The 25545-nt window shown below is 35.0% G+C and carries 22 protein-coding genes, 2 tRNA genes and 1 other RNA gene; all 25 read right to left on the bottom strand.

What is annotated here, in order from left to right; all coding sequences use genetic code 11:
* Positions 1-342: 342 nt before the first annotated feature.
* Positions 343-522 (bottom strand): hypothetical protein, encoded by a 180-nt coding sequence (locus tag BM077_RS10830; protein ID WP_089750149.1) that lies wholly within the window; start codon positions 520-522, stop codon positions 343-345.
* A gap of 225 nt (positions 523-747) precedes the next feature.
* Positions 748-823 (bottom strand) — tRNA-Trp (locus BM077_RS10825).
* A 36-nt stretch (positions 824-859) separates the two neighbouring features.
* Positions 860-935 (bottom strand) — tRNA-Trp (locus BM077_RS10820).
* An 83-nt stretch (positions 936-1018) separates the two neighbouring features.
* Complete coding sequence (locus BM077_RS14130) at positions 1019-1858, bottom strand: methyl-accepting chemotaxis protein (protein WP_089750150.1); 840 nt, start codon at positions 1856-1858, stop codon at positions 1019-1021.
* A gap of 257 nt (positions 1859-2115) precedes the next feature.
* Positions 2116-2472: a transfer-messenger RNA gene (ssrA, locus tag BM077_RS10810) on the bottom strand.
* 19 nt (positions 2473-2491) lie between these two features.
* Positions 2492-2962, bottom strand: coding sequence for an SsrA-binding protein SmpB (gene smpB / locus BM077_RS10805; RefSeq protein ID WP_089750152.1), 471 nt, complete (start codon positions 2960-2962; stop codon positions 2492-2494).
* Positions 2963-3072: 110 nt separating this feature from the next.
* Positions 3073-5193: a ribonuclease R gene (gene rnr / locus BM077_RS10800; protein WP_089750154.1), complete on the bottom strand. Its 2121-nt coding sequence runs from the start codon at positions 5191-5193 to the stop codon at positions 3073-3075.
* Between the two features lie 88 nt (positions 5194-5281).
* Positions 5282-5674, bottom strand: coding sequence for a PaaI family thioesterase (locus tag BM077_RS10795; protein ID WP_089750156.1), 393 nt, complete (start codon positions 5672-5674; stop codon positions 5282-5284).
* A 73-nt stretch (positions 5675-5747) separates the two neighbouring features.
* Positions 5748-7583 (bottom strand): ASKHA domain-containing protein, encoded by a 1836-nt coding sequence (locus BM077_RS10790; protein ID WP_089750158.1) that lies wholly within the window; start codon positions 7581-7583, stop codon positions 5748-5750.
* Positions 7584-7752: 169 nt separating this feature from the next.
* On the bottom strand, positions 7753-9729 hold the full coding sequence (locus BM077_RS10785; protein WP_089750160.1) for a sodium-translocating pyrophosphatase: 1977 nt from the start codon (positions 9727-9729) through the stop codon (positions 7753-7755).
* 73 nt (positions 9730-9802) lie between these two features.
* Positions 9803-10021, bottom strand: a complete 219-nt coding sequence (gene secG / locus BM077_RS10780) for a preprotein translocase subunit SecG (protein ID WP_089750162.1) — start codon at positions 10019-10021, stop codon at positions 9803-9805.
* A gap of 198 nt (positions 10022-10219) precedes the next feature.
* Positions 10220-11506 carry a phosphopyruvate hydratase gene (eno, locus tag BM077_RS10775; protein WP_089750164.1) on the bottom strand — a complete coding sequence of 429 codons (1287 nt, stop codon included), beginning with the start codon at positions 11504-11506 and terminating at the stop codon, positions 10220-10222.
* A gap of 35 nt (positions 11507-11541) precedes the next feature.
* Positions 11542-13086 (bottom strand): 2,3-bisphosphoglycerate-independent phosphoglycerate mutase, encoded by a 1545-nt coding sequence (gene gpmI, locus BM077_RS10770; protein WP_089750165.1) that lies wholly within the window; start codon positions 13084-13086, stop codon positions 11542-11544.
* A gap of 18 nt (positions 13087-13104) precedes the next feature.
* Entirely contained in the window at positions 13105-13854 is a 750-nt protein-coding gene (tpiA, locus tag BM077_RS10765) for a triose-phosphate isomerase (RefSeq protein WP_089750167.1), read from the bottom strand.
* Between the two features lie 120 nt (positions 13855-13974).
* Positions 13975-15162, bottom strand: coding sequence for a phosphoglycerate kinase (locus tag BM077_RS10760; RefSeq protein WP_089750169.1), 1188 nt, complete (start codon positions 15160-15162; stop codon positions 13975-13977).
* 81 nt (positions 15163-15243) lie between these two features.
* Positions 15244-16239 (bottom strand): type I glyceraldehyde-3-phosphate dehydrogenase, encoded by a 996-nt coding sequence (gap, locus tag BM077_RS10755; protein ID WP_089750171.1) that lies wholly within the window; start codon positions 16237-16239, stop codon positions 15244-15246.
* A gap of 98 nt (positions 16240-16337) precedes the next feature.
* Positions 16338-17363, bottom strand: coding sequence for a sugar-binding transcriptional regulator (locus tag BM077_RS10750; protein ID WP_089750174.1), 1026 nt, complete (start codon positions 17361-17363; stop codon positions 16338-16340).
* A gap of 410 nt (positions 17364-17773) precedes the next feature.
* The gene (gene rpoN / locus BM077_RS10745) at positions 17774-19156 is read right to left on the bottom strand and encodes an RNA polymerase factor sigma-54 (protein WP_089750175.1); all 1383 of its coding nucleotides are present in this window, start codon (positions 19154-19156) and stop codon (positions 17774-17776) included.
* A gap of 17 nt (positions 19157-19173) precedes the next feature.
* A complete protein-coding gene (gene whiA, locus BM077_RS10740; RefSeq protein ID WP_089750177.1) occupies positions 19174-20121 on the bottom strand; it encodes a DNA-binding protein WhiA in 948 nt (315 codons plus the stop codon).
* Between the two features lie 6 nt (positions 20122-20127).
* On the bottom strand, positions 20128-21477 hold the full coding sequence (locus tag BM077_RS10735) for a gluconeogenesis factor YvcK family protein (protein ID WP_089750178.1): 1350 nt from the start codon (positions 21475-21477) through the stop codon (positions 20128-20130).
* Positions 21478-21489: 12 nt separating this feature from the next.
* Entirely contained in the window at positions 21490-22359 is an 870-nt protein-coding gene (rapZ, locus tag BM077_RS10730) for an RNase adapter RapZ (RefSeq protein ID WP_089750180.1), read from the bottom strand.
* Positions 22360-22454: 95 nt separating this feature from the next.
* The gene (locus tag BM077_RS10725) at positions 22455-23198 is read right to left on the bottom strand and encodes a PHP domain-containing protein (RefSeq protein WP_089750182.1); all 744 of its coding nucleotides are present in this window, start codon (positions 23196-23198) and stop codon (positions 22455-22457) included.
* 15 nt (positions 23199-23213) lie between these two features.
* Positions 23214-23696: a hypothetical protein gene (locus tag BM077_RS10720; protein ID WP_089750183.1), complete on the bottom strand. Its 483-nt coding sequence runs from the start codon at positions 23694-23696 to the stop codon at positions 23214-23216.
* A 133-nt stretch (positions 23697-23829) separates the two neighbouring features.
* A complete protein-coding gene (locus tag BM077_RS10715; RefSeq protein ID WP_176941705.1) occupies positions 23830-24654 on the bottom strand; it encodes a tetratricopeptide repeat protein in 825 nt (274 codons plus the stop codon).
* A 142-nt stretch (positions 24655-24796) separates the two neighbouring features.
* The gene (locus tag BM077_RS10710) at positions 24797-25543 is read right to left on the bottom strand and encodes a phosphatase (RefSeq protein WP_089750189.1); all 747 of its coding nucleotides are present in this window, start codon (positions 25541-25543) and stop codon (positions 24797-24799) included.
* Positions 25544-25545: the final 2 nt, after the last annotated feature.

Below are 25545 nucleotides of genomic sequence, written 5' to 3'. Positions count from 1 at the left end.
CAGCACTTCAAATCTATCTTCATCAATTGCAGGAAATATTATCTGCTGAAAAGGATGAGCCCAGCTATCTTGAAGTATTTTTTTAAGATATTCGGGCATATTTAAGACAGAATCATTAAAAGACAGTTGTTGAAATTCATTTTTAGAAAACATAAAAGCACCCCAATTAGTATTATTTGTTATACTAATTATACCACATAATCACTGTTATATCAACGATTATGGAGGTTTTAAATGCTTTTATTATTGTATTTAAAAGACTTAGTTTAGTATTTATATTTTAATGAATTGGAAAATATTATATGCTTTTTGTGTTGGAATCATAATTTAATTAAAAAGCAACTAACAAGAACCCTGCGGCTGATTGCCACCAGTAATAGCAAATCCACTGCCGAAGAATGATTTCTTGTAATCTATTGTCGCTCCCTCTAACTGCTCTTCCATCTTTTCACTTAAAACAAACTTAAGATTTCTAACCTCTACTACCTTATCATCTTCATCTTTTGACTCTACAAGAGTCAATCCATAGTTAGGACCACCTCAGCCAATAGACTGCAAAAAAACTCTAATTAAAGCTTCTGGCTTATTCTCATCGGCTAATAATTCTTTAAATTTAGTTACAGCTTTATCAGTAACAGTTAACATATTAATCACTCCTTAAATCTTTGTTTCCCCTCCCCCGTTAGTAGGGGTATTTAAATTATATAATAAAACCCTTATACTGTCAAGGGTTTCTAAATATAAAAATGGCACGGGTGGCAGGATTTGAACCCGCAGCACCTGGATTTGGAGTCCAGTGCTCTGCCAATTGAGCTACACCCGTACATAAAATTTACTTAATTTATCTTTAATTGTTAAATGGCACGGGTGGCAGGACTTGAACCCGCAACACCTGGATTTGGAGTCCAGTGCTCTACCAATTGAGCTACACCCGTACACTAAATATATCTGTATTTCTCTAACACAATTAATACTTTACCATACTATCTATTAAATTGCAAGCGTAATCATTAATTTTTTACCCATCATCACTTAAAGATTCTGCCATCTCTAGAATCTTATTCCCTAGCACATTCAAACTCTGCATTTCAGCATGGATTTTGTTAACTACACTAGCCTGTAAATCACTAGCCTCAGCAAGCTTCTCAGAAACATTATTTAACTCTGAACTAATCTCATTAACTTTTTCTAGCGTCTCTTCTATATTTGTAGTTGACTCAACACTTTTCTCTGCTAAATTTTGTACTTCTTTTGCTACTACCGCAAATCCTTGTCCCTCTTCACCTACTCTTGCTGCTTCAATCGACGCATTAATCCCTAATATCTTTATCTTATCAGCAATATCTTTAATAATTTCAACAATATTATCCGTATTCCTAACTCGAGCCTCAGTTTCATCAGAAATTTCTTCTAATTTCTCTCCCATTTCTACCATATCTTCTGCTTCAATTGCAATCTCTTCTACTTGATTATTTACTTCTTCAGTAGTACTTAATAAATCTTTAGACATTGCTAATAACCTTTCTTTCTTTTCGGTTGGTTGGGAAATAGTAATTCCACCAACTAAAGTACCATTCTCATTAAAAATTGGATTACCAACACCAATATAAGGCACACCACAAACAGACTCATCTACCTCATTTACAACCCTTCTCCGTTGTTTTAGCGCCTCATCTACTACCCAATTCTTATCAATTGCTTCTCCAACCTTAATTCCAAAGTCTAATCTCTCACCAGGATAATAGGCCAACACTTTTTCTGTATCCGTTATTAGTATCCCTATATCCTCTAGCATAAATTCATTTAATAGTGGAGCAATCTTTAATAATGCATCTATTTCTTCTGAATTATAAGACAATTTAACAGACTCCTTTCTATTTAAGCAAATTTCATAATTAGATTTCAAGCATAATTAACACAAAAATTTTGGCGTCAACAATTAATTATGCAAGATTTTTATTCAAAATCTTAATTTTTATGTTATATTGCTATTATAAGTACTTTTTCGACAAAGACTATTATTTTTCCTTTAAAATTAATTATAAAATAAAAAAGACCACCTTAATGGTGATCTAATAATTTAAAATCTATGTACAATTAAATTAATTTATAATTTGGTGGAGGTGGGCGGATTCGAACCGCCGTCCTTAAGTATCTCCACTCGGGGTTCTACGAGCGTAGCTTCTGCTTTAAAATCACAACTCTAGCTCCCAGAAGCAGGATCTAAAGTTGCTAGCTTGTAAAGTTCCCCATCCTTCTACAAGCTTCAAAGGATGAGTAGCCTGCTAGTTATGACACTTATAGGCATCCACAGACAAGTTACCTATAAGTGTAACGGATGCTTACGCAGCCGCTAAAGCGTAATTATTATCGTTTGCAGATAATTTTAAGTTTCCAGTATTTTACGAGTGAAAGGAGTCCTCGGCTCGCTTTCCCGGTGTCCATACTCAAGTCGAGTCCCAAGACACCCCCAAATTATTTGGCAGAAAGCTTAATATCTATTCAATTGTTCATCCTTAAATGCTCTTTCAATCTCTCGTTGAGCAGTACGACGTTTAATATCTTCTCGTTTATCATGAAGATTCTTACCTTTAGCTAATGCCAGTTCAATCTTTACCAGATTCCTCTTAAAGTAGACACTAAGCGGAATTAGAGTATAACCACTCTCTCTTGTCTTACCAATAAAGCGCCTAATCTCTTTTTTATGCATTAAGAGCTTTCTAGGTCTTTCTGGTTCATGATTATAGCGATTACCATGACTATAAGGCGCAATATGCATATTATAAAGAAGAAGTTCGCCACTCTCTACAATAGCAAAACTATCTTTTAAGTTAACTCTACCCTGGCGAATAGACTTAACTTCTGTCCCCTGTAAGACAATGCCTGCCTCATAAGTCTCTTCAATATGATATTCATGTCTTGCTTTGCGATTTCTTGCAACTACTTTATTCTTATCACTCACAGTCTATTCACTCCTTAATAGAGCGTGCATTTAATATTATAACAGTTCTAAGCTAACTGTCAAGGAAAAACGGAATAAAATCGAGGTTTTTAGTTGGGAACTATTTACAATTATTCAGCTAGTACTAAATCAACCTGTCTTTCAACTAAATTCACCTTATAAACCTCTACTTTAACCTCATCTCCTAAACGATAGATATTTCCTGTTCGCTCACCAATATAAGACTGCTTATCTTCGTGATAAGTGTAATAATCATCAGTTAAATTACTAACATGGACTAACCCTTCTACTGAATTTGGTAGTTCCACAAAGAAACCAAAAGACATCATGCCACTAATAATTCCTTCATATACTTCTCCTTCTTTACCCTGCATATATTCTACCTTCTTCAGGTCTTTAGACTCCATCTCTGCGTCAGCAGCCTTTCGCTCTCTAATTGAAGCGTGATTAGCCGCTTTTGATAAATCATCTTCCAATCTCTTACTCTGCTCTTCACCTAAAACCCCTTGATTAATTACTCTTTTAGTAATTCGATGGATAGCTAAATCAGGATACCGCCTAATTGGTGACGTAAAGTGGGAATAATATTCTGCCGCTAAACCAAAGTGACCTATATTTTTTACTGCATAATGGGCTTGTTTCATTGAACGTAATAATACAGTATTAATAATCCTTTCTTCAGCTTCTCCTTTAACCTTTTTTAAGACTGTCTGCAATGCTTTAGGATGTGTCTCATCACTGATACCTTTAATATGATAACCAAAATTATGAATAAATTCATTTAACGCTTCTAAATCGCTCTGGTCAGGATAATCGTGAACTCGATAAATAAAAGGAACTTCCCGCCAGTATATCTCCTCAGCCACCACTCGATTAGTAGCTATCATAAACTCCTCAATCAACTTCTCAGCTATACTTCTCTCCACTTTAATAATATCTATCGGTTTTCCATCTTCATTTAATATTACTCTTGATTCTGGAAAATCAAAATCAATACTACCTTCCTCAACCCTGCCTTCACGCAACTCTTTACATAATTCCTCCATCAACCTTAACTCATCAATGAAGTCATTATATTCTGCAATCAAATCTTCATCTTCATTAACCAAGATCTCTCTTACTTTATTGTAAGTCAGACGATGATTAACATTAATAATACTTTCTAATATTTCATGGTCAAGTAAGTCTCCACTTTCCAAATCGTAAGTCATCAGAACTGTCATTGCCAATCTATCCTCACCAGACCGAAGACTACATAGATTATTAGATAACTTCTCTGGTAGCATAGGAATCACACGGTCTACTAGATAGATACTTGTAGCCCTAGTCCTTGCTTCTTCATCTAAGACTGTATTCTCTTTAACATAATACGAAACATCAGCAATATGAACTCCAAGCCTTACTTTATCCCCATCTAACTTCTCAATTGAAACTGCATCATCAAAGTCTTTAGCATCTTCGCCGTCGATAGTTACCATCTTTAAATTTCGTAAATCTTTTCTACGTTCTGATTCGTTTTCTGGAATCGTCTCTGGTATATCTCGTACATATTCCTTAACCTCTTCTGGGAAATCTTTAGGAAGCTCTAATTTACGGATAATTGCTTCTATATCTACTCCTGGTTCACCTAAATCACCTAGTATTTCAATAATCTTGCCTTCCGGATTACGACGTTCTTCTGGCCACCGTGTAATCTCAACAACCACTTTCTGGTTCTGTCTTGCCCCATTAATCTCCTTTTGTGGCACAAAAATATCATAGTAAATATGAGAGTCATCTGGAACTACAAATCCAAAATTACGACTTGATTCAAAACTTCCTACAATCGTTTTATTATGTCTGTCTAAAATTCTAATAACTTCTCCTGATAGCTTCTTACCACTTTTAGTACCTTTTATTCTTACAATTATGTGATCGTTATTCATTGCTCCATTCATATCACTAGCACTAATATAGACGTCTTCTTTCTCTATATCATCCGGAATCAAGAAACCAAATCCCTTACTATGGCGTTCTAATCTACCAACGACTAAATTCATCCTATCAGGAACGCCATACCTTCCTCTTCTTGTCTTTACTATCTCACCATTCTCTTCCATCCGCTCTATAATATCGATAAACCTATCTTGCTCTTCCTTAGGTATCTCAAAAGCAGCCAATAATTCTTCTGCTGTCAATGGTTTATAGGCTTCATTTCTCATGAAATTTAATATCATTTGCTTCGCACTCATTTTACCCCTCCTTATTCTTTAACTCCAATAAAGTAGACACCCTTTATCTTATAGGGTGCCCAAATAAGACTAAATCTATACTCCCTCATTAACCTTCTCTCATAAATACCGCTTCTGCTTCCGCAACCTTCTCCCCATCTTGATTTATTATCTTAGCTGCTGTATCGATAGTTCTCCGCTTCTTTCTTTCTATCCAACCTGTTGTCGTCAATTCTCTTCCAATCTTGATTGGTTTGCGAAATTTAACCTCCATTTTGGCAGTGACTGCTTTAATTTCTTGTAAATAAAGCACATTAGCCATCACTTCGTCTAAAAGTGTAGAAATTAAACCACCGTGCATAATACCTGTAAAGCCCTGGTGTACTTCTTGTGGAGTAAATTTAGTCTCTACAACATCGTCCTTCAACTCAAAATCTAACTTTAAACCGATCGGGTTCTTAGGTCCACAGGCAAAACACATTTCATCGCCTTCAATCTTCATCTTCATTCCTCCTGCCTAAAATGTACTTCCTGATATCTATTTCCAGATTGAAATTAATTTTCCTGTTTTTTCACTATCTTTGTTCAAATTTTTCAAAAGTCATCGCACTCATAAACTCATTTTGAAAATCTTGTCGTCCGGATAATTCTAAATACTCCACTTGTTTAGCTATCTGCTTAGACTCTTTTCGTTTGGTTTGGCTCAACAAGGCAGCTTTAGCCCCACTACCAGCAGCATTACCAATTCCTCTAATTTCTAGCTTAGAAGAAGTCGGTAATACACCGACCGTTACTGCATCTTGTGGTTGAATATAATTACCAAATCCGCCTGCAATTAAAACTTCTCCAATCTCTTCAATACCAATTCCTAATTCATCCATTAAAATTTTAATTCCAGCTCTAATTGCACCTTGGGCTAATTGAATAGCTCTAATGTCTTTTTGGCTGATCGTTACTGATTCTTCACCTGCAGCTTCTTCTGCCTTGACTAAGATCAATTTTCTACCTTTATCACCCTCAATAATTCTTTCTTTTATCTCCGGTACGACTGAATTATCTATTTCATCAGGCGACAATAGTTTACCACTTTTATCCATGATACCTGCTTTTAATAACTCTGCCAACAAAGAAATAATTCCTGAACCACAGATGCCTTTAGCTTTTTGGTTCCCGATTACACTAACTTCTATTCTATCGGTAATTCTTATCTCCTCAATAGCTCCCTGCACTCCATTCATACCAAACTCTAATCCAGCCCCTTCAAAAGCAGGCCCAGCCGCCGCTGCACAAGCCATCATCTTCTCTTTATTTCCTAAAACTATTTCACTATTTGTTCCTAAGTCAACCAATAATTTAAAATCATCACTTTGGTCTATTCTATTGGTCAACAAACCTGCTACTATATCTGAACCTACATAGCTAGCAACATTAGGTAAATAAGTAACTGAAGCATTAAGCTTAATACCTAATTCATCTGCTGAAATAGATTGTGGCTCATTAATTACGGCAACGTATGGTGCTTTGGCTACGTGCTCTGTCTTCAAACCCAATAATAGATGACTCATAACCGTATTCCCAACAAAGACTAATTCATAGATTCTTTCCCTAGATACTTCGTATTTATCGATTAACTGATCAATGATTTGGTTAATTACTTCGATAATTCTATCTTGTAGATCCTTAGTCCCACTCTCTTTTTCTAGGGTATGGTTGACTCTAGAAATAACATCACTACCATAATCACTTTGCCGATTAGCCATTGCTACTTTACCAACTTGTACACCAGTTACTAAGTCTAACAAGTATCCAACAACAGTAGTCGTTCCTATGTCAATAGCCAAACCATAGACTACATCAGTAGTATCATCTTTTTCTATGTTAATAACTTTCTTACCTTGTCTAACTATAGTTACTTTATAATTAGCATCACGTAAAATATCAGGTAGTTCTTTTAATAACTCTAAATCTACTTCTAACTCCTCACCAATACTCTTAATAATTCTTGTCCAATCAGAAGCTTGGTCTTCTAATGTAGGTTCTTGTAACTCTAAATAATCTTTTTTAATCGTTGGCTCTAAATTTAAATCATCCTCATCACCTTCATCCAAAATCCTTAAAGTGGCTCTACCATCACTTATCAACTCAACTTCAACTTCACCTTGAATTTCAGTTAAGCAGGCCAATCTAATTCCACTCTCTAACTCTAATTCAGATAATAAGTCCCGTTCTTTAAGACTTATTTCAGATACTTCTCCTTTTACTTTAACTTTGCATTTACCACAAATTCCATTTCCACCGCAGATAGCATCAGTTTCTATATTATGTTTTCGCAAAAAATCTAAAAGATTCTCTCCTATCTCTGCTTCTAAGACCAATTCTTCTTCTGACGTCTGCACTCTTACTTCCACCACTAGTTATTCCTCCTTTATCAACTTATTATTATTAAAATTCTGTATTTACTGACATTTTCCTTTGTAGAATTTAGTTCTTCACATATATTTAATAATAAAAGACCCTCTAGCTCAACCATTACATTAGCTAGAGGGTCTTTATTCACTATATAAACTTATACATTCTAATTTATCCAAATAACGGTGCAAATACTAACGACACGATAGTCATTAACTTAATCAAGATATTTAAAGCAGGTCCAGAAGTATCCTTAAACGGATCACCTACTGTATCACCTACTACTGTAGCATCATGTGTCTCTGTACCTTTACCGCCGAAGTTACCACTTTCAACATACTTCTTAGCGTTATCCCAAGCTCCACCAGCATTAGCCATCATAATTGCCATTAATACACCTGCAGATAAAGCACCAGCTAGTAATCCACCTAAAGCTTCAGCACTCCATAATCCAACAATGATCGGCGTAACTACTGCCATTATACCTGGTAATATCATCTCTCTTAAAGCAGCAGCAGTACTGATATCTACACATTTAGCATATTCTGGTCTAGCTTCACCTTCCATAATTCCTGGAATCTCTCTAAATTGACGTCGAACCTCTTCAATCATCTCAAAAGCAGCCTTTCCTACTGCTTCCATAGTAATTGCCGAGAATAAGAAAGGTAACATAGCACCAATAAATAGACCAATGATTACGTTTGGATTAGTTAAGGCGATCGTTTCTAAGTTAGCTGCTTCTGTAAATGCTGAGAAAAGTGCTAAAGATGTTAAAGCAGCAGAACCGATAGCAAAACCTTTTCCAATCGCTGCTGTAGTATTCCCTACTGCATCTAATTGGTCAGTAATATCTCTAACTCCTGATTCTAATTCTGCCATCTCTGCAATACCACCAGCATTATCAGCAATCGGACCATAAGCGTCAACTGCTAATGTAATACCAGTAGTCGATAACATTCCAACAGCAGCTAAAGCAATTCCATATAATCCACCTAATTTAAAAGCAATAAAGATTGCAGCTGCAATAACAATGATCGGTAAGGTTGTACTTCTCATACCAACAGCTAATCCACTAATAATATTAGTAGCTACACCAGTCTGTGACTGGTCAGCAATATGCTGCACTGGTGGTTTGTGATCAGATGTATAGTATTCAGTAATTCGACCAATGAGTATTCCGGCTACTAAACCAGCTAGTATTGCCCAGAAATACCCCATCTTTCCAATTAGTGAACTAACTAAGAAATAAGTAGAAATTAAAGTTAAAACACCTGCAACTAAAGTTCCGCGTTCTAAAACAGCACCTAAGTTAGCCTCATCCTTTGCTTTAACGAATCTAGTTCCAATAATAGCAGCAACAATACCAATCGCAGCTATATACATCGGCAATAAGACAAAATTAACACCAATCTCTGGCATCTTAGCCGCTAAACTAGCACCTAAAGCCATTGCAGCAACAATAGAACCTACATATGACTCAAATAGGTCAGCACCCATACCGGCCACGTCACCTACGTTGTCACCTACATTATCAGCAATTACACCAGGGTTTCGTGGATCATCTTCTGGAATACCAGCCTCTACCTTACCTACTAAGTCAGCTCCAACATCAGCAGCTTTAGTATAAATTCCACCGCCAACACGAGCAAATAAAGCAATTGAACTAGCTCCAAAAGCAAAACCTCTGATAGAGTTTACGGACTCAATTCCTCCAAATAATATGTAAAGTCCACCTAATCCTAAAAGACCTAAGCCAACAACCGACATCCCCATAACTGCCCCACCAGAAAAAGCAATCTGCAAAGCTTCATTCATTCCACTACGAGCAGCATTAGTAGTTCTTGAATTAGCTATAGTAGCTATCTGCATACCAAAGTAACCAGCTAATGCTGAGAAGATAGCTCCCGTAACAAAAGCAATAGCAGTTTGAATATTAAGGAAAATACCTATAACAATTGCTACAATAACTACAAAGATAGATAGATTTCTATATTCAGTATTCAAAAATGCCATAGCTCCTTCGTTAATGGCTGCAGTTAATTCCTTCATTCTTTCAGTTCCCATATCTGCTTTAGTAACCTTATTACGTAGAATGAAAGCAAAAATTAGAGCTACTATTCCTGCTAAGGGTACTACATAAATTCCCACAACATATTCCTCCTTTTAAATTTATATTTTATTTTATGCCATATTTTAAACCCCTAGGATAGGGGTTTAAAATTTAAAGCGCAGCTAGTAATAATGAACTAACCATAAATAAAATTGCTGCTACCGTTGTTAATTTACTTAACTTTTCATCAACCTGCTTGTCTTGACCTAAAAGAGCAGACGCACCTCCATCAATAGCACCAGACATTCCTGCGCTCTTACCTGACTGTAATAATACTCCAGCAATGACTGCTATTGATATAATAATATGAAAAACTTTTAATACTGCCATCTTATTTTGTACACCTCCCATGAACTAGACCACTATTAATTTTAACATAATCCTCTTAAAAAAACAACAATATTTTTAGATTTAATGACATTTATTGGTTTTATAGACGAAGAATATAATTTAGACTCCTGTATAATTATAATATTAAGGAGTAGAGTGTATTCTTTAATACACTCTACTCCTATTCTTACCTAAAAATTATAAATTATAAAAAGCATCAATTCCTTTATAGAAACCGATTGGCCCTAATTCATCTTCAATTCTTAATAACTGATTATATTTAGCTACCCGGTCTGTACGCGATGGAGCACCAGTCTTAATCTGTCCAGCATTAGTGGCAACTACTAAATCAGAGATAGTCACATCTTCTGTCTCTCCTGAACGATGTGAAACTACCGCTGTAAATCCAGCTCTTTTTGCCATTTCAATTGCTTCTAAAGTCTCAGTAATAGTCCCGATCTGATTAACCTTAATTAATATCGAATTACTTGCTCCCATCTCAATACCTTTAGCTAATCTTTCAGTATTAGTTACAAATAAATCATCACCAACAATCTGAATCTCTTCTCCTAGCTTGTCAGTCATCTCTTTCCAACCATCCCAATCATCTTCAGCTAATCCATCTTCAATAGAGATAATTGGATATTTGTCTACTAATTCAGCATAGAAATCGATCATTTCAGTGGTCGTCTTTTCAACTCCCTCGCCGGCTAAGATATACTTTTCATCTTTATAAATCTCAGTTGCAGCAACATCAAGAGCAAACATAACATCTTCACCAGGAACATATCCTCCTGCTTCTATTGCTTCTACAATTACTTCTAATGCTTCTTCATTAGAACCTAAATTAGGTGCAAATCCACCTTCATCACCAACAGCTGTATTTAGACCTTTTTTCTGTAAAACTTTCTTTAAGTTATGGAATATTTCAGCACCTATACGTAAAGCTTGACTAAATGTATTAGCACCTACTGGCATAACCATAAATTCTTGAATATCAACGTTATTATCAGCATGTTCACCACCATTTAAGATATTCATCATGGGTACCGGTAATTCTTTTGCATTTACACCACCGATATAGCTATAAAGTGGTAAGTTTAGAGCATTTGCTGCGGCTTTGGCTACTGCTAACGAAACTCCTAAGATAGCATTTGCTCCTAACTCTCCTTTATTCTCAGTACCATCTAGTTCAATCATAATCTCATCGATATCGACTTGTCTAGTTGCGTCCATACCTATTAATTCTGGAGCAATCTCTTCATTAACATTATTAACAGCTTGTCTTACCCCTTTACCTAAATATCTCTCTTCATCTCCATCCCTTAATTCTACTGCTTCATAAGCACCTGTTGAAGCCCCTGAGGGAACTGCTGCTCTTCCCACAGCCCCACTATTTAAGATAACCTCTACCTCTACTGTTGGATTACCTCGCGAATCAAGAATTTCTCGTGCATAAATATCTTCAATACTAGTATGGAACATATTAATCTCCTCCTTATATTAATTTAAACAATATATTATTCAAACAGTGACTCCCCCGTCATTTCTTCAGGTTGGTTAATCTTTAATAACTCTAACATAGTTGGAGCTACATCTGCTAAATTACCCGCTTCTACTAATTCTACATCTTGATTGTCTTGACTAACATAGATAAATGGTACTAAATTAGTAGTGTGAGCAGTATAAGTATCACCTGTTTCACAGTCTAGCATCTGTTCAGCATTACCATGGTCAGCAGTAATTAAGACTTCTCCACCTAAGCTTAGTATCTTATCCACTGCTTCTTTCAAACCATCATCTACAGCTTCTACAGCTGCTCGGCAAGCAGTTAGATCTCCAGTATGTCCTACCATATCTGGATTAGCAAAGTTCATAATAATCACATCATAGTCTGTTTCATCTAACCTCTTAGATAGACTTTCAAGCACTTCATAAAGACTCATTTCAGGCTTCTCATCGTAAGTATCTATCTTAGGAGATGGAATCAGTTCTCTATCCTCCCCTGGGTTAGGCTTCTCCTTACCGCCATTAAAGAAGAAAGTTACATGAGCATACTTTTCAGTCTCTGCAATTCTTAATTGTTTTAAGTCATTCTTCCCTAGAACTTGCCCTAGAGTATTAGTGATTGTCTCCGGAGGATAAGCTACTGGGGCTTCAATGGTCTCATCATACTCTGTCATACAGACAAAATGCACTTTTGGAAGTTCAGACTTTCGCTCAAAACCATGAAAATCAGAATCAGTTAGAGCACGAGTAATCTGACGAGCCCGATCAGGTCTAAAATTATAAAAGATAACAGAATCATTATCTCTAATTGTAGCAATCGGTTCTTCATTCTCTACTATTACTGTTGGGAGCACGAACTCATCGGTAGTATCTTCTTCATAGGCTTGTTCTACTGCTTCTAAAGCACTTTGGGCAGTAACGCCTTCACCAGAAACCATAGTATTATAAGCTTTTTCAGTTCTATCCCACCGTTCATCACGGTCCATAGTATAATATCTACCGCTAACAGTTATAATCTGCCCTACCCCTATCTCTTCTATTTTTTCTTCTAAATCTTTAATATATCCCTTAGCACTAGACGGTGGCACATCTCGACCATCTAAAATTGCATGGATATAAACATCCTCTATTTCGTTCTGTTTAGCTAATTTTAATAGACCATAGAGATGTTTTATATGACTATGGACTCCACCATCTGATAACAATCCTAGCAAATGAAGGGCAGAATTATTTTCCTGACAGTTCTTTATTGCTTCTAAAAGCACATTATTCTTAAAGAAAGAACCATTTTTAATTCCTAAACTAATTTTAGTTAAATCCTGATATACAACTCTTCCAGCACCTAAATTTAAGTGACCAACCTCTGAATTGCCCATCTGTCCTGGCGGTAAACCAACCTCTTCACCAGAAGCTACTAAGGATGTATGTGGATAACTATTCCATAACTCTTCAAAGTTTTTCGTATCTGCTTGTTGGATTGCATTTCCTTCTTCATCTTCGTCTAACCCCCAACCGTCTAAAATAAGTAAAGCCAAGGGTTTAGGTCTCTCTGTCACATCATTTACCTCCCTTAACTAATCAAACTTAACTATATCAGCAAAAGATTCTGCTTCTAAGCTAGCACTACCTACTAAAGCACCATCAATATCAGAGGTAGCCATGAATTCGGCAATATTATGAGGCTTAACACTACCACCATACTGAATTCGCATTTTATCAGCTACTTTACCAAACTCTTCCCTTAATACTTCACGAATATATTTAATTACTTCATTAGCATCCTCAGCTGTTGCTGACTTACCAGTACCAATCGCCCAAATTGGTTCATAGGCAATAGTAATAGTCTCTAAATCAGACTCCTCCACCTCTTCTAAAGCTGCTAAAGCCTGTCGTTTAACAATATCTTTAGTTTCACCAGCCTCTTTTTCTTCTAACTTTTCACCAATACAGATAATTGGCTTTAACTGATGAGCTAATGCAGTCTTCACTTTCTTATTCACATCTTCATCTGTTTCATTAAAATATCCTCTTCTTTCGGAATGACCTAAAATTACATATTCACAACCTACATCATTTAACATCAAAGGAGAAATCTCTCCTGTATAGGCTCCCTCTTCTTCCCAAAACATATTCTCTGCTCCTAACGCTACATTAGTATCTGCAACCTCTTTATTAATATCAGATAATGCTGTCGCTGGAGCACAGATAGCTATATCAACATCTTCCACTCCTGAAACTAAATCTACTAATTCTTTAACCATCTTTACTGCTTCACTATTTGTCTTATGCATCTTCCAATTACCAGCAATAAAAGGCCTCCTCATAAACACACTCCTCCCAGTTTCTTTAATTGACAATTAAGTTCATCAAAATCTTTTTTGGTTTAAGCTGCCTACGTATTAGCATGAAGGCTATGCTCTTTTTAGATAACTTTAAAGTAATTATTATTCTTTATTGTCTAATGCCTCTACGGCTTGCAATGGCTTCCCTTCCATGAACTGCAGCGATGCGCCTCCGCCAGTTGAGATATGCGTCATCTGATCGTCTAACCCGGCTTTTTTGACTGCTGCTGCTGAGTCTCCACCACCGATGATAGTCGTTGCATTAGATTCAGCTAAGGCTCTTGCTACTTCTGTGGTTCCTTTAGCAAACGGATCCATTTCAAATACTCCCATCGGTCCATTCCAAACTACAGTCTGTGCATCTTTAATGACTTCAGCAAAGCTCTTTATTGTTTCTGGGCCAATATCTAATGCCTGCCAGCCTGGTTCAATTTCGTTTGCGCTCACTATCTTTTGCGCTGCATCAGCAGTAAAATCATCAGCGACCATGACATCTACTGGTAATGATAAGTTAACCCCTTTTTCTTCTGCTTTCTCGATTAATTCTTTAGCTAAGTCTATCTTTTCTTCTTCTACTAAAGAATCACCAGTCTCATACCCTTTGGCTGCAAGAAATGTATTTGCCATTCCTCCACCAATTAATAAAGCATCAACCTTATCAAGAAAAGTTTCAATAACACCGATCTTACCTGAAACTTTGGCTCCACCAATAATTGCTACAAATGGTTTGTCTGGATTTTCTATCGCCTGCCCCATAGTCTCTAACTCATTCTGAATTAGAAAACCCATTACTGCTTCATCAACATATTTAGTAACCCCAGCAGTTGATGCATGGGCACGATGAGTGGCTCCAAAAGCATCATTAACATAGATATCTGCTAATTCTCCTAATTGCTTAGCAAACTCTGGGTCGTTCTTCTTTTCGCCTGGATTAAAACGAGTATTCTCTAATAATACTACATCCCCATCTTCCATTTGCGAAATAGCTTTTTTTGCTTCTGCCCCTACTGTTTCGTCAGTTTTATAGACAGTTTTATTTAAAAGATTGGCCAGTTCTTTAGCAACTGGGTCTAATCGCAAATCTGCTTTTGGCTCTCCACCTGGCCTACCTAAATGAGCCATTAAGATTACTTTTGCATCTTCCTTAATCAAATATTCAATTGTAGGTAAGGCGGCTCTAATTCTAGTGTCATCAGTCACTTTCCCATCTTCCATTGGTACATTGAAATCTACTCTAACTAGTACTTGTTTATTCTGCACTTTTACATCCTTTAGTATCTTCTTTGCCATATTGACTGAACCCTCCTAATTTAAGATTTAACCGCAGAAATAGTTATCTATTACAACTACTTCTGCGGCTAAATGATATTTTTATAACATAGCTGCTAAATCTACTACTCTATTAGAATAGCCCCATTCATTATCGTACCAAGATAAAACCTTAACTTGATTACCAGCAATCACTTTTGTTGATTGTGCATCAATTAATGAAGAGTATGGTGAACCAATAATATCACGTGATACAACCTCATCTTCAGTATAACCAAGAACGCCTTCCATTTCACCTTCAGCTGCTTCTTTTAAAGCAGCATTTACTTCTTCTTCTGTTACATCGGTTGATAAATTGAAGACTCCATCAACAATAGAACCATCAGGAACCGGCACTCGCATTGCCATACCATCAATCTTACCTTCTAATTCTGGTAATACTTTAGTCGTAGCAATAGCCGCTCCAGTAGTAGTTGGAATAATATTCTCCGCAGCTGCTCTTCCTCTTCTAGTCTTCTTCATCGGTGCATCTAAGATTGCCTGACTAGCTGTATAACCATGTACTGTGGTAATTAGACCTTTTTCAATACCGAATTTATCATTTAACACTTTAGCTAACGGCGCTAAGCAGTTAGTTGTGCATGAGGCATTCGAAACAATTCTATCAGAATCTTTCAATTCATCATCATTAACTCCTAATACAATTGTGTTATCTATCTTATCCTTAGCTGGAACAGTTAATATTACTTTGTCAGCACCAGCCTCTAAATGCTTCTCTAATTGCGCCTTCTTACGAAAGACTCCAGTAGCCTCAATTACTATATCTACACCTTTTTCATCCCAGCCTAAATTTGCAGGATCTTTTTCTGATGTAACTTCAATTTCTTCACCATTTACTTTAATTCCATTATCAGTAGCCTCTACTTCACCATCGAATCTACCATGTACAGAATCATATTTAAGTAAATAAGCTAATGTTTCTGCATCTGTCAAATCATTAATAGCTACAACTTCCATATCCGCTTTTTTCTTTTGAAGAATCCTAAATACATTTCTTCCAATTCTACCAAACCCATTAATTGCTAATCTCTTTGTCATGATAATTCCTCCTTATAATTTGCTTTTCGCTGTAGATACTTATTAGTTTTTAATCTATTATATGAGAACCAATTTTTATTAAATCAAAATTGGTTTCATCACCTCCTTAGTAAAGATAACATCTCTTCAGCAGCATGCTGATCTGTAATTAGAACATCCTGATATTTATTTGAAACAACAGAAATAATTGCTTCTGCTTTAGTTCTGCCACCAGCTATCGCAATAGTAGTTTCAATCTCTTTTAAATCATCTAACTGGATTCCTACACTAGCCGTTGAATGAACTATCTCTCCAGTTTGACTAAAGTAATAACCAAAAGCCTCTCCTACTGCTCCAGCTGTTAATATTTCTTTAATCTTTTCTGCTTTAAGGCCCCTTCGTTTTGCCATTACTTCAGCAGTTCCAATCCCATGTATTAGGATATCGGCCTTTTCAACTAAACTTAACACCTCTTTAATCTGAGGCTCTTTTATTATCGTCTCTAGTAAACTTTCATTTAAATTATCCGGCACATGTAAAAGATGATAGTCTCCACCTAGCTTCTTAGCAATCTTAGCAGCTATAGTATTTGCTTGAATTTCTACTTCTTCACCTAAGCCACCTCGCCCTGGTACTACTGTAACCTCTAATAAATTTTGGTTAGGAAGCATTAAGTCAGCAACTACAGCCAATGTAGTCCCTCCAGTAACAGCTAACACATCTTCATTCTTTAGTTTTCTCTGTAATAACTTAGCAGCGAATCTACCTAACTCTTGCTGCGTATCAGTATTATTCATCGTATTAGGTACAATATATACCTCTTTTAATCCTAATTTACGACTTAATTCTATCTCTAATTTATCTAAACCTTGTAATGCTTTAACATAATCATCTAATTGATAGAATAATTTATTACCTCTAGATGTCATCCTAGCTCCAGCGCTAGTTGAATTAATAAAACCTTCTTGCTTCAAAAATTCTAAATCATTCCTAATCTTACGCTCACTTATTCCTAATTTCTCAGCTAATGATCTACGACCAATCGGCTGGAGATAGAAAATGGCTCGCAGTATAGTATATCTTCTTTCCACTACTTTTATTAATTCAGGGGCAATTTTTTGTTGAATTTTGATAATTTCTTTCATAATATAGCTCCTACTTTCCGGGTGTAATTAGTCCCGTTAATACTATTATGTCCCACAATGCTTAAAAATTAGTTTTCTTTTAGTTTTACTGACCTACTAATATTTTTATTCTAAATATCTTTTTTATTCATTGATTTAAATTAAAATCAACCATGGGACTTATGTGTATCCGATGAGTCAAATCGGTCCCATGCTAGCTAAAATAAAAGATTATGAAATTAGTATGTATGAGATTCAATTAATTATTCTTTACTTAGATTTATTCTATACTGATGTTTAATTTCCTGCAAAAAAGTCTAATTTTCTAAAATTCATTAAATAATATATTGACCTAACAGAAAATGATAATTTAAGCAGGAATTTTTGTTACAAAAGGCAAAATTGCACTTAAGTGCAATTTTGCTTTTTTATCATTCATACCTCTTTCGCTTTGTAGAGGATTTTATCCCCAATTCATTACGATATTTAGCTACTGTTCTCCGCGAAACTTTAGTACCTAAATCACCTAACTTATTAGCTATCTTTTGGTCACTTAATGGTTTAGTTACATCTTCATTATTAATTATCTCTTCAATTATCTTCTTAATACTAACTGACGAAAGTGATCTTCCGCCTTTAGCTTTAACTCCTGATGAAAAGAAAAATTTAAGTTCAAACAAACCATGAGGTGTTTGAATATACTTTTGAGTAGTAGCTCTACTAACAGTTGACTCATGCATATCTATCTCATCAGCTACATCTTGCATAGTCATCGGCTTTAAATGTTTTAAGCCTTTTTCTAAGAACTCTCTTTGTAGTTCAACAATCACCTGTGCAATGCGATAGATAGTCATTCTTCTTTGTTCAATACTTTTAATTAACCATAATGCTGAATCTATCTTTTCTTTAAGATATTCTTTAGCCTCTTTATCGGACTTGAATTTTCTTAATAACTTCTGATAATAAGAATTTATTCTTAATCGCGGAGCATTACTCTGATTCATAGTTACTACATAATTGTTATTAACCTTCTCTACTAATAGATCAGGTTCAATATATTTAGTCTCTCCTTGGCGTTCAAATTGACTAGCTGGTCTTGGATTCAAAGTTTTAATAAAATCAACTAACTTCTGACTTTGCTGAGGAGTAATCTTTAACTCTTTAGCTATTTTCTTTACCTTATTCTTACTTAGTAGCTCAAAATAATCATTAATAATCATCTTTATTAATTTTCTCTTCTTTCCCAAAAGTAAATTATCTACTTGAATTAATAAGGAATCTTCTAAATTTCTAGCTGCTACTCCTAGCGGGTCGAACTGCTGAATTTTATTTAAAAGAATTAAAACTTTTTCCTCCTCTACCTCTAACTCTTTAGAAAGTTCATTGATGGAAACATCTAAAAACCCATCGCTATTTAAGGAACCAATAATATATTCTCCAATTTGAATCTCTTGGTCTGTTAAGTTTAATAGTTGTAATTGATTGATTAAATGTTCTTCTAAAGTTATTGAGGCAGAAATAAAGTTCTCATAATTATATTCATCTTCATCTTGATTATAGGTAGTATAATTAGAACTTGAATCAACAAAATACTCTTCCCAATTTAGATCTTCAAACTCATCTTCATCAGCCGTCTCCACTTCTTCAATCTCTTCTTCTACCAATTCCAAAACAGGATTTTCTAACAACTCTTCTTCTAAACGATTATTTAATTCTAATTTAGACAATTGTAATAACTCAATTGCTTGCTGTAACTTAGGAGTCATAATTAACTCCTGCTTCTGTTCTAAATTAATTGTGGGAGCTAACTTCACAACAATCAACTCCTTGTCTAACTAAATTTATCTTTCTTAATCTGTTTAGCCATCTTATTAATGCGCCTTAAACGGTGATTAACTCCTGATTTACTTAGCGTTGGTTCTAATAACTGCCCTAATTCCTTTAAACTAGCATAAGGATTCTCTAATCTTAATTTAGCTATCTCTTGTAAACTCGCTGACAATGAATCCAAACCTTTAATTCTTTCAATTAACTTAATATTCTCAATCTGCTTACGTGCCGCTTCTATAGTCTTATTCAAATTGGCAGTTTCACAATTAACGATCCGATTTACCTGATTTCTTACCTCTTTTAAAACCCGCGCATTTTCAAATTCTAAAAGTGCTGAATGAGCACCAATAATATTTAGAATCTTTACAATTTCATCGGCACTCTTTAAATAAAGCATGTAATCGTCACCTTTACTTCGAATCTTAAATTCTAATTCAAACTTTTCCTTAACTAAATTAGCAAACTCTTCAGCATAATCATAACTATGGACCCTAATTTCTAAATGATAATCACCACTAGGATCATTAACTGAACCACTACCTAAGAAAGTCCCTTTAATATACGCTTTCTGACAACAGCGTTTTGTAACCAATTGATCACTAATTTTATAGTTTAACTCATAATTATCTTCAATTAAACCACAGTTAACTAGTAAATCTTTGACTCCATTTTGAGGAGGCAACTTAATAACATAGTAATTCTCTTTAGAAAGATACATAGACCGACGAACTATTATCTTGGTAAAGAAATTAAACTTCTCCTTAAGTAATCTATATATCTTTCTAGCTACTGCTGCATTCTGAGAAACTATCTTTAAGGCTAACCTTTTTCTAACTATCTCCAAAGATCCATTTAGCCTAACTAAGGCTGAAAGCTCAGCCCAACCACAACACTCATCTTCTGGATTTATTCTAGCTACTTCATTCTTTACCTGATCACTAAATGACATTCCCTATCACCTATCTTTTTTAAACTTATTCCTCAAATATAAATCTATTAATGGTCCCTGCTCTGTATTCTGCTTTAATTTTATAATTAACTTAATAATTACTTCTGCTAATTTATGCGGATTATGTCTAACCAAATCTTCTTTGTTTAATAACGGTGCTTGTACGACATTAATCCCTAACTCTTCTAGACGACCAAAATCTACTTCTACTGGTTCTGCTCCCTCTTCTTGATACTTTTCTAATAATTCCGCAGAAATTCCCTCATTATTAACAAGTATATAGTCTACTATTTCTGATCCACCATGGTCATATAAAGCCTGAATATGATCGGCGGCCGTATAACCTGTTGTTTCTCCAGGTTGAGTCATCACATTACAATTATATATCTTTAAAGCATCAGTTCTTTTAATTGCCTCACTTATTTCTGAAACCAATAAGTTAGGAATAACACTTGTATAAAGACTTCCTGGTCCTAAGACGACTGCATCTGCTTCTTCAATCTCCTTAATCACTTCTGGTAGTGAATCACAATCGCCAGGTTCAAGAAAGACTCGTTTAATTCTTTTATTAACTTCTGGAATCTTTGATTCTCCCTTAATTACTTCACCATCTTCGGTTTCAGCAAATAAGACTACATCTTCTAAAGTTGATGGCAATACACGACCTCTAATCGCTAAAACTTTACTTGATTCCTTAATTGCTTCTTCAAAATCACCGATCACTTTAGTCATCGTAGCTATAAATAGATTACCAAAGCTATGACCATTTAATTCTTCACCTGTATCAAATCTATATTGAAATAAACTTTCCATTAAAACCTCTGTATCAGCCAATGCTACCAAGCAGTTGCGAATATCCCCAGGAGGTAAGATATCCAATTCATCTCTTAAAACCCCAGAACTTCCACCATCATCAGCTACCGTTACAACTGCTGTAATATTACTAGTGAACTCCTTGATACCACGTAACATAGTAGGCAATCCAGTTCCTCCACCAATAACAACAATCTTTGGCCCTCTCTTCAGATGTCTTTGTTGGTAGACCAACTCTACTAATTCTTCTTCATTGTCAGGTAATAAAGCTTCAATAATCGAATTAATCATTTTACTAATTCCGTAAATAACACAGATAATACCTATGACAATAATTAATGCCCCAACTACAACATTAAACACTTGTGAAAAATGACCAGTTAAATCATAAATTAAAGCTAATAACTCATTCTCTAATACCGTCAAAAATTCAAATCCTATCGCTACTGTAAGACCGACACTAATTAGTAAAATACCTACAATCGATAAGAATAACCATCGCTTTATCTTTAGTCCTGGATATAACCATTTAAAAATCTTCATAAGCGTCAACCCCTAAATATCTTTCTCTATATCTCGGTGCTCTGTAATTACATGATACTGCTCTCTCCGTAAAAATTTAGATAATTTATTTGCAAAAGTAACTGAACGATGTTTGCCACCGGTACAACCAATTGCAATCGATAGATGAGCCTTACCTTCTTTAATATATTGTGGAATTAAGAATTCTATTAAATCAAAGAATTTATTTTTAAACTTTTTAGTAACCGGCCACTTCAGAACATAATCCTGAACCTCTTTATCATTGCCAGTTAAAGGCTGCAATGAATTAACATAGTGTGGATTCGGCAGGAAACGAACATCAAAAGCTAAATCAGCATCTAATGGCATCCCGTACTTAAAACCGAAAGAGATTACTGAAATATTAATCTTAGTATTTAGTTCTATCTTTGAAAAATTAGCCTTTATTTCCTTCTTCAAACCTTTAGTCGATAGCTGTGAAGTATCTATTATCTTATCTGCTTTACCACGCAATGACTCTAATTTTGTTCTTTCAGCCTTAATTGCATCTAAAACCCTACCTTCTTTTGCTAAAGGATGACGTCTTCTTGTCTCTTTATACCTTTGGATTAATGACTCAGTTGCCGCTTCTAAGAATAAAATTTTATAATCAACATTCTGGTCTTCTAAAGCCTGTAGCTCTTCAAATAGAGCATCAAAGAAATCTCCACCTCTAATATCTATTACCAAAGCTACTTTACTTACCTTGCCTTCGGATTGCAAACATAACTCAGCAAACTTTGAAATTAAAGCCGGAGGCAGATTATCAACACAGAAAAAACCTAAATCTTCAAATACTCTAATCGCTTCTGTCTTTCCTGCTCCTGACATGCCGGTAATAATTACAAAATTGATCTCTTTCATATTACCACCTCATATAAATCATATCACCTTTTAATCTTAATAGCAAATACCATGCCATGTAAAAAGGTGGTAGTTATTAATAATCTATTCTAAACCTATACCACATTAATGACCTGTTCTAAATTAATATTAGCATCTCTAATCAAATCTAAAGCAGCATCTACCTTGCCAATCTCTTCTGAAGTATGGGCATCACTATTTACCACAAACTTTGCTCCTGTTGATACTGCTACATTTATGAAATCAACTGTTAACTGATGGTGGCTATTATTAATTTCTAAAAGAGTGCCATTTTCTTTACACACTTTAGCTAACTCAATCGTATCAATATCCAGTTGAAATCCCGGATGAGTAACTATATCGATGTCATAGTTCTGTACAGCTCTTATTAAAGCTTGAGTATTATAATAACGAACATCTTCCAGAGCAGTCAATCCTATCTTGCTACCAATTAAATTATCAAAAATCAATCTCTTACCCGTATCCCAGTCTTGAGGTTTGACCCATAAATGTAAGCCTGCTAAAACTATATCTAATTCTTTTAGTATGAATTCTGGAACATCTAACCTACCATCTAGGCTAATCACATTAGCCTCTACCCCTGCTAAGATATTAATTTCTTCAAATTCATGGTCAAAAGCCTTCGCTTCTTCTTTGATTTCTAATAATTGAGCACTATCTCTAACTCCTAGTCTTCTAATACTATGGCTTGCTGGCCCATGTTCAGTAATAGCTAACTCCTCTAGGCCTATATTTATGGCTTGTTGGATATTCTTTTCAATCTGTCCAGTACCGTGACCATAATTAGTATGAGTATGATAATCTGCCAATAATCGCAATGAATAAGCCCCCTTCTATTTAGGTGCTCCTGCTTCTACCCATGCTTCAATAGTATTAATCTCTTCGATACTAATATACTTACGCATTGAATTATCATCCTGAATAGAAATAATTAATTTACTTTTTTCTGGCTGATTAGGCTTCACAAATCTCCTAACCTCTTGATAATTACTAAATTTATTCTTCTTGCCTACTACCGACTCTTTTTTATGACAGTTAATACAGTTTTCATCCAATATAACCTTAATATCCGCCTGATAAGTTAACTTTTGGTCTTGACCATCTAATCTATCTCCTTCGGTAAAATCATCACTTTCATCTATCGATCTTTCTGTCTGCTCTTCTAACTTATCTGGTCCAGTAGGACTACTATACTCATCAGTTTGAGGAACTTCCTCACTAGGTCTATCCTCCTGCCCTGGAACCTTCTCCTGCCCTGAACATCCAGTTATTATAGTTAGCATTACTAATATAATTACAACCAATTCTCTTCTCATTATTAGCACCTCAAAATATATTTTAATCCTAACTCTTAATATTAATAATCTTTCCTAAAGAAAAGATGGATATACAAAAAAATCTACAGTCATTAATGACTGTAGATTTAATATATGATCTGAAATTTTGAGATTACATCTGCTCTAACTTATTCAAGATCTGTCTTGCTTCTTGAAAGTCTGGGTTCAAATGAAGAGTTCTCTCCAGGCTCTCCTTAGCATCTTCTACTCTTTCTAACTCCGCATAAGCATGAGCTAGTTTAAACCAACTCAAATAGTAGGTTTTATTTGAACGGACTGCATTTTGATATGACTTTAAAGCCTCTAATCTTTGACCTTGTTCCAAATACAGGTCACCTAATCCTAAGTAAGCTCTAACATAAGTAGGGTTTCTTTTAATTGCTATTTGAAGGTTACTAGCCGCTTTCTCCACACTACCTAACTTACGATACGTAGCACCTAAATAGTAGTAACTTGGATAAGCCCATTTATGATCATTAATCACTTTTTTAAAGTAGTCAACTGCTTTCTGATAAGTACCTTGTTTATAATTAGCAATTCCTAGTTTTTGGTCAACAATAAAGTGTGATGTCATATCATTTGCTAATTTATATTCAGCAATAGCATCCTCATAATTATCTTTCATTAAATAAAGATCACCTAATCCAATATGGGCAACAACAAGGTCTGCATTTAAATTTAATGCCTTTTGGTAATAATTAATAGCTTCGTCAATATTCCCCTGTTTTCTAGCAATTAAACCTAAATTAGTATAAGCCTCTACTTTATATTCTGGAGATTTTAATGCATCTTTAAACTGAACTTTGGCCTTCTTTAATTTGCCTTGGCTATAATAAGATAAGCCCGCATTGATATCATTTACTGTTGCAAAAGCTACAGAAGTTAATGTTACTAACAAAACAGATATAACCAATAACTGCATTACTCTCTTCATCATTAGTTTCCTCCTCATTAATTGTGCTTAAAATTTAATTATAGAATCTTTCAATTTATGTATCTCTAAGAACAACTTAAAAAACTATATCTAATAATATAATTTCGATAAATCCTAATATAAGTCCTGCAAGTTTATAATAATTTTATACTTGATTGGATTTTAAGCTTTGCTTAATCTCAGCCTTATCTTTGCTAAATTTATTAATTCGTTTATAAGAAGTATTCACAATATTATCTTCACTTAAGCCGACCTTCTTTACTAAATCTATTGCTTTATCTACCCTTCCTACATCCCTTGAAAAATGAGCATCACTACTTAAAATTAAATTTAATCCACATTCCTTAGCTTGTCTAGCTATCTCTAAACAGTTATCATAACTTCCTTGGCGACTCTTACGAAAAGAGCTATTATTAATTTCTAGAAGAACATCATATTCTAAAGCATTCCTCACTACCTCTTTAGCATCAATCTCAAACTGAGGATTTCCAGGATGTACAATTACATCAACCAAAGGATTCTTAATCGCATTAATCATCGCTTTAGTATTCTCAGCCTTACTGCCTCCATCAAAGCCAGTTAAAGGATGCATCCCAGCTAACACAATATCTAGCTTCCTTAAAGCTGCGATCGGCAAATCGAGAGTTCCATATAGATCTGTAATATTAGTTTCAACACCTTTCAACACCCTAACCCCTTCTATCTTAGAGGGTAAAATCGGCAAATTATAAAAATAATAAGGATGACAACCTCCAGGCATAGATGGCCCATGGTCAGTAGTCCCAAGGATTTGAATACCATTCTCCTTAGCCCCAGCCACCATCTCTTCTAGAGTACTATAAGCATGTCCACTAGAGATAGTATGTGTATGTAAATCAGCTACAATCTTCAATT

It is taken from the genome of Candidatus Frackibacter sp. WG13 (assembly GCF_900114655.1).
In the GTDB taxonomy this organism is placed as follows: domain Bacteria; phylum Bacillota; class Halanaerobiia; order Halobacteroidales; family Acetohalobiaceae; genus Frackibacter.
The sequence above is the reverse complement of the archived record's forward strand: the minus strand, read 5'-3'. Positions and strand labels throughout refer to the sequence as shown.

Excerpts from the sequence above, each read along its gene's own strand:
- rnr (WP_089750154.1), bottom strand. The coding sequence starts at position 5,193 with ATGAGTGCGAAGCAAATGATATTAAATTTCATGAGAAATGAAGCCTAT.
- BM077_RS10795 (WP_089750156.1), bottom strand. The coding sequence starts at position 5,674 with ATGAAGATTGAAGGCGATGAAATGTGTTTTGCCTGTGGACCTAAGAAC.
- secG (WP_089750162.1), bottom strand. The coding sequence starts at position 10,021 with ATGGCAGTATTAAAAGTTTTTCATATTATTATATCAATAGCAGTCATT.
- eno (WP_089750164.1), bottom strand. The coding sequence starts at position 11,506 with ATGTTCCATACTAGTATTGAAGATATTTATGCACGAGAAATTCTTGAT.
- tpiA (WP_089750167.1), bottom strand. The coding sequence starts at position 13,854 with ATGAGGAGGCCTTTTATTGCTGGTAATTGGAAGATGCATAAGACAAAT.
- BM077_RS10760 (WP_089750169.1), bottom strand. The coding sequence starts at position 15,162 with ATGGCAAAGAAGATACTAAAGGATGTAAAAGTGCAGAATAAACAAGTA.
- gap (WP_089750171.1), bottom strand. The coding sequence starts at position 16,239 with ATGACAAAGAGATTAGCAATTAATGGGTTTGGTAGAATTGGAAGAAAT.
- BM077_RS10750 (WP_089750174.1), bottom strand. The coding sequence starts at position 17,363 with ATGAAAGAAATTATCAAAATTCAACAAAAAATTGCCCCTGAATTAATA.
- whiA (WP_089750177.1), bottom strand. The coding sequence starts at position 20,121 with ATGTCATTTAGTGATCAGGTAAAGAATGAAGTAGCTAGAATAAATCCA.
- BM077_RS10735 (WP_089750178.1), bottom strand. The coding sequence starts at position 21,477 with ATGAAGATTTTTAAATGGTTATATCCAGGACTAAAGATAAAGCGATGG.
- rapZ (WP_089750180.1), bottom strand. The coding sequence starts at position 22,359 with ATGAAAGAGATCAATTTTGTAATTATTACCGGCATGTCAGGAGCAGGA.
- BM077_RS10720 (WP_089750183.1), bottom strand. The coding sequence starts at position 23,696 with ATGAGAAGAGAATTGGTTGTAATTATATTAGTAATGCTAACTATAATA.
- BM077_RS10715 (WP_176941705.1), bottom strand. The coding sequence starts at position 24,654 with ATGATGAAGAGAGTAATGCAGTTATTGGTTATATCTGTTTTGTTAGTA.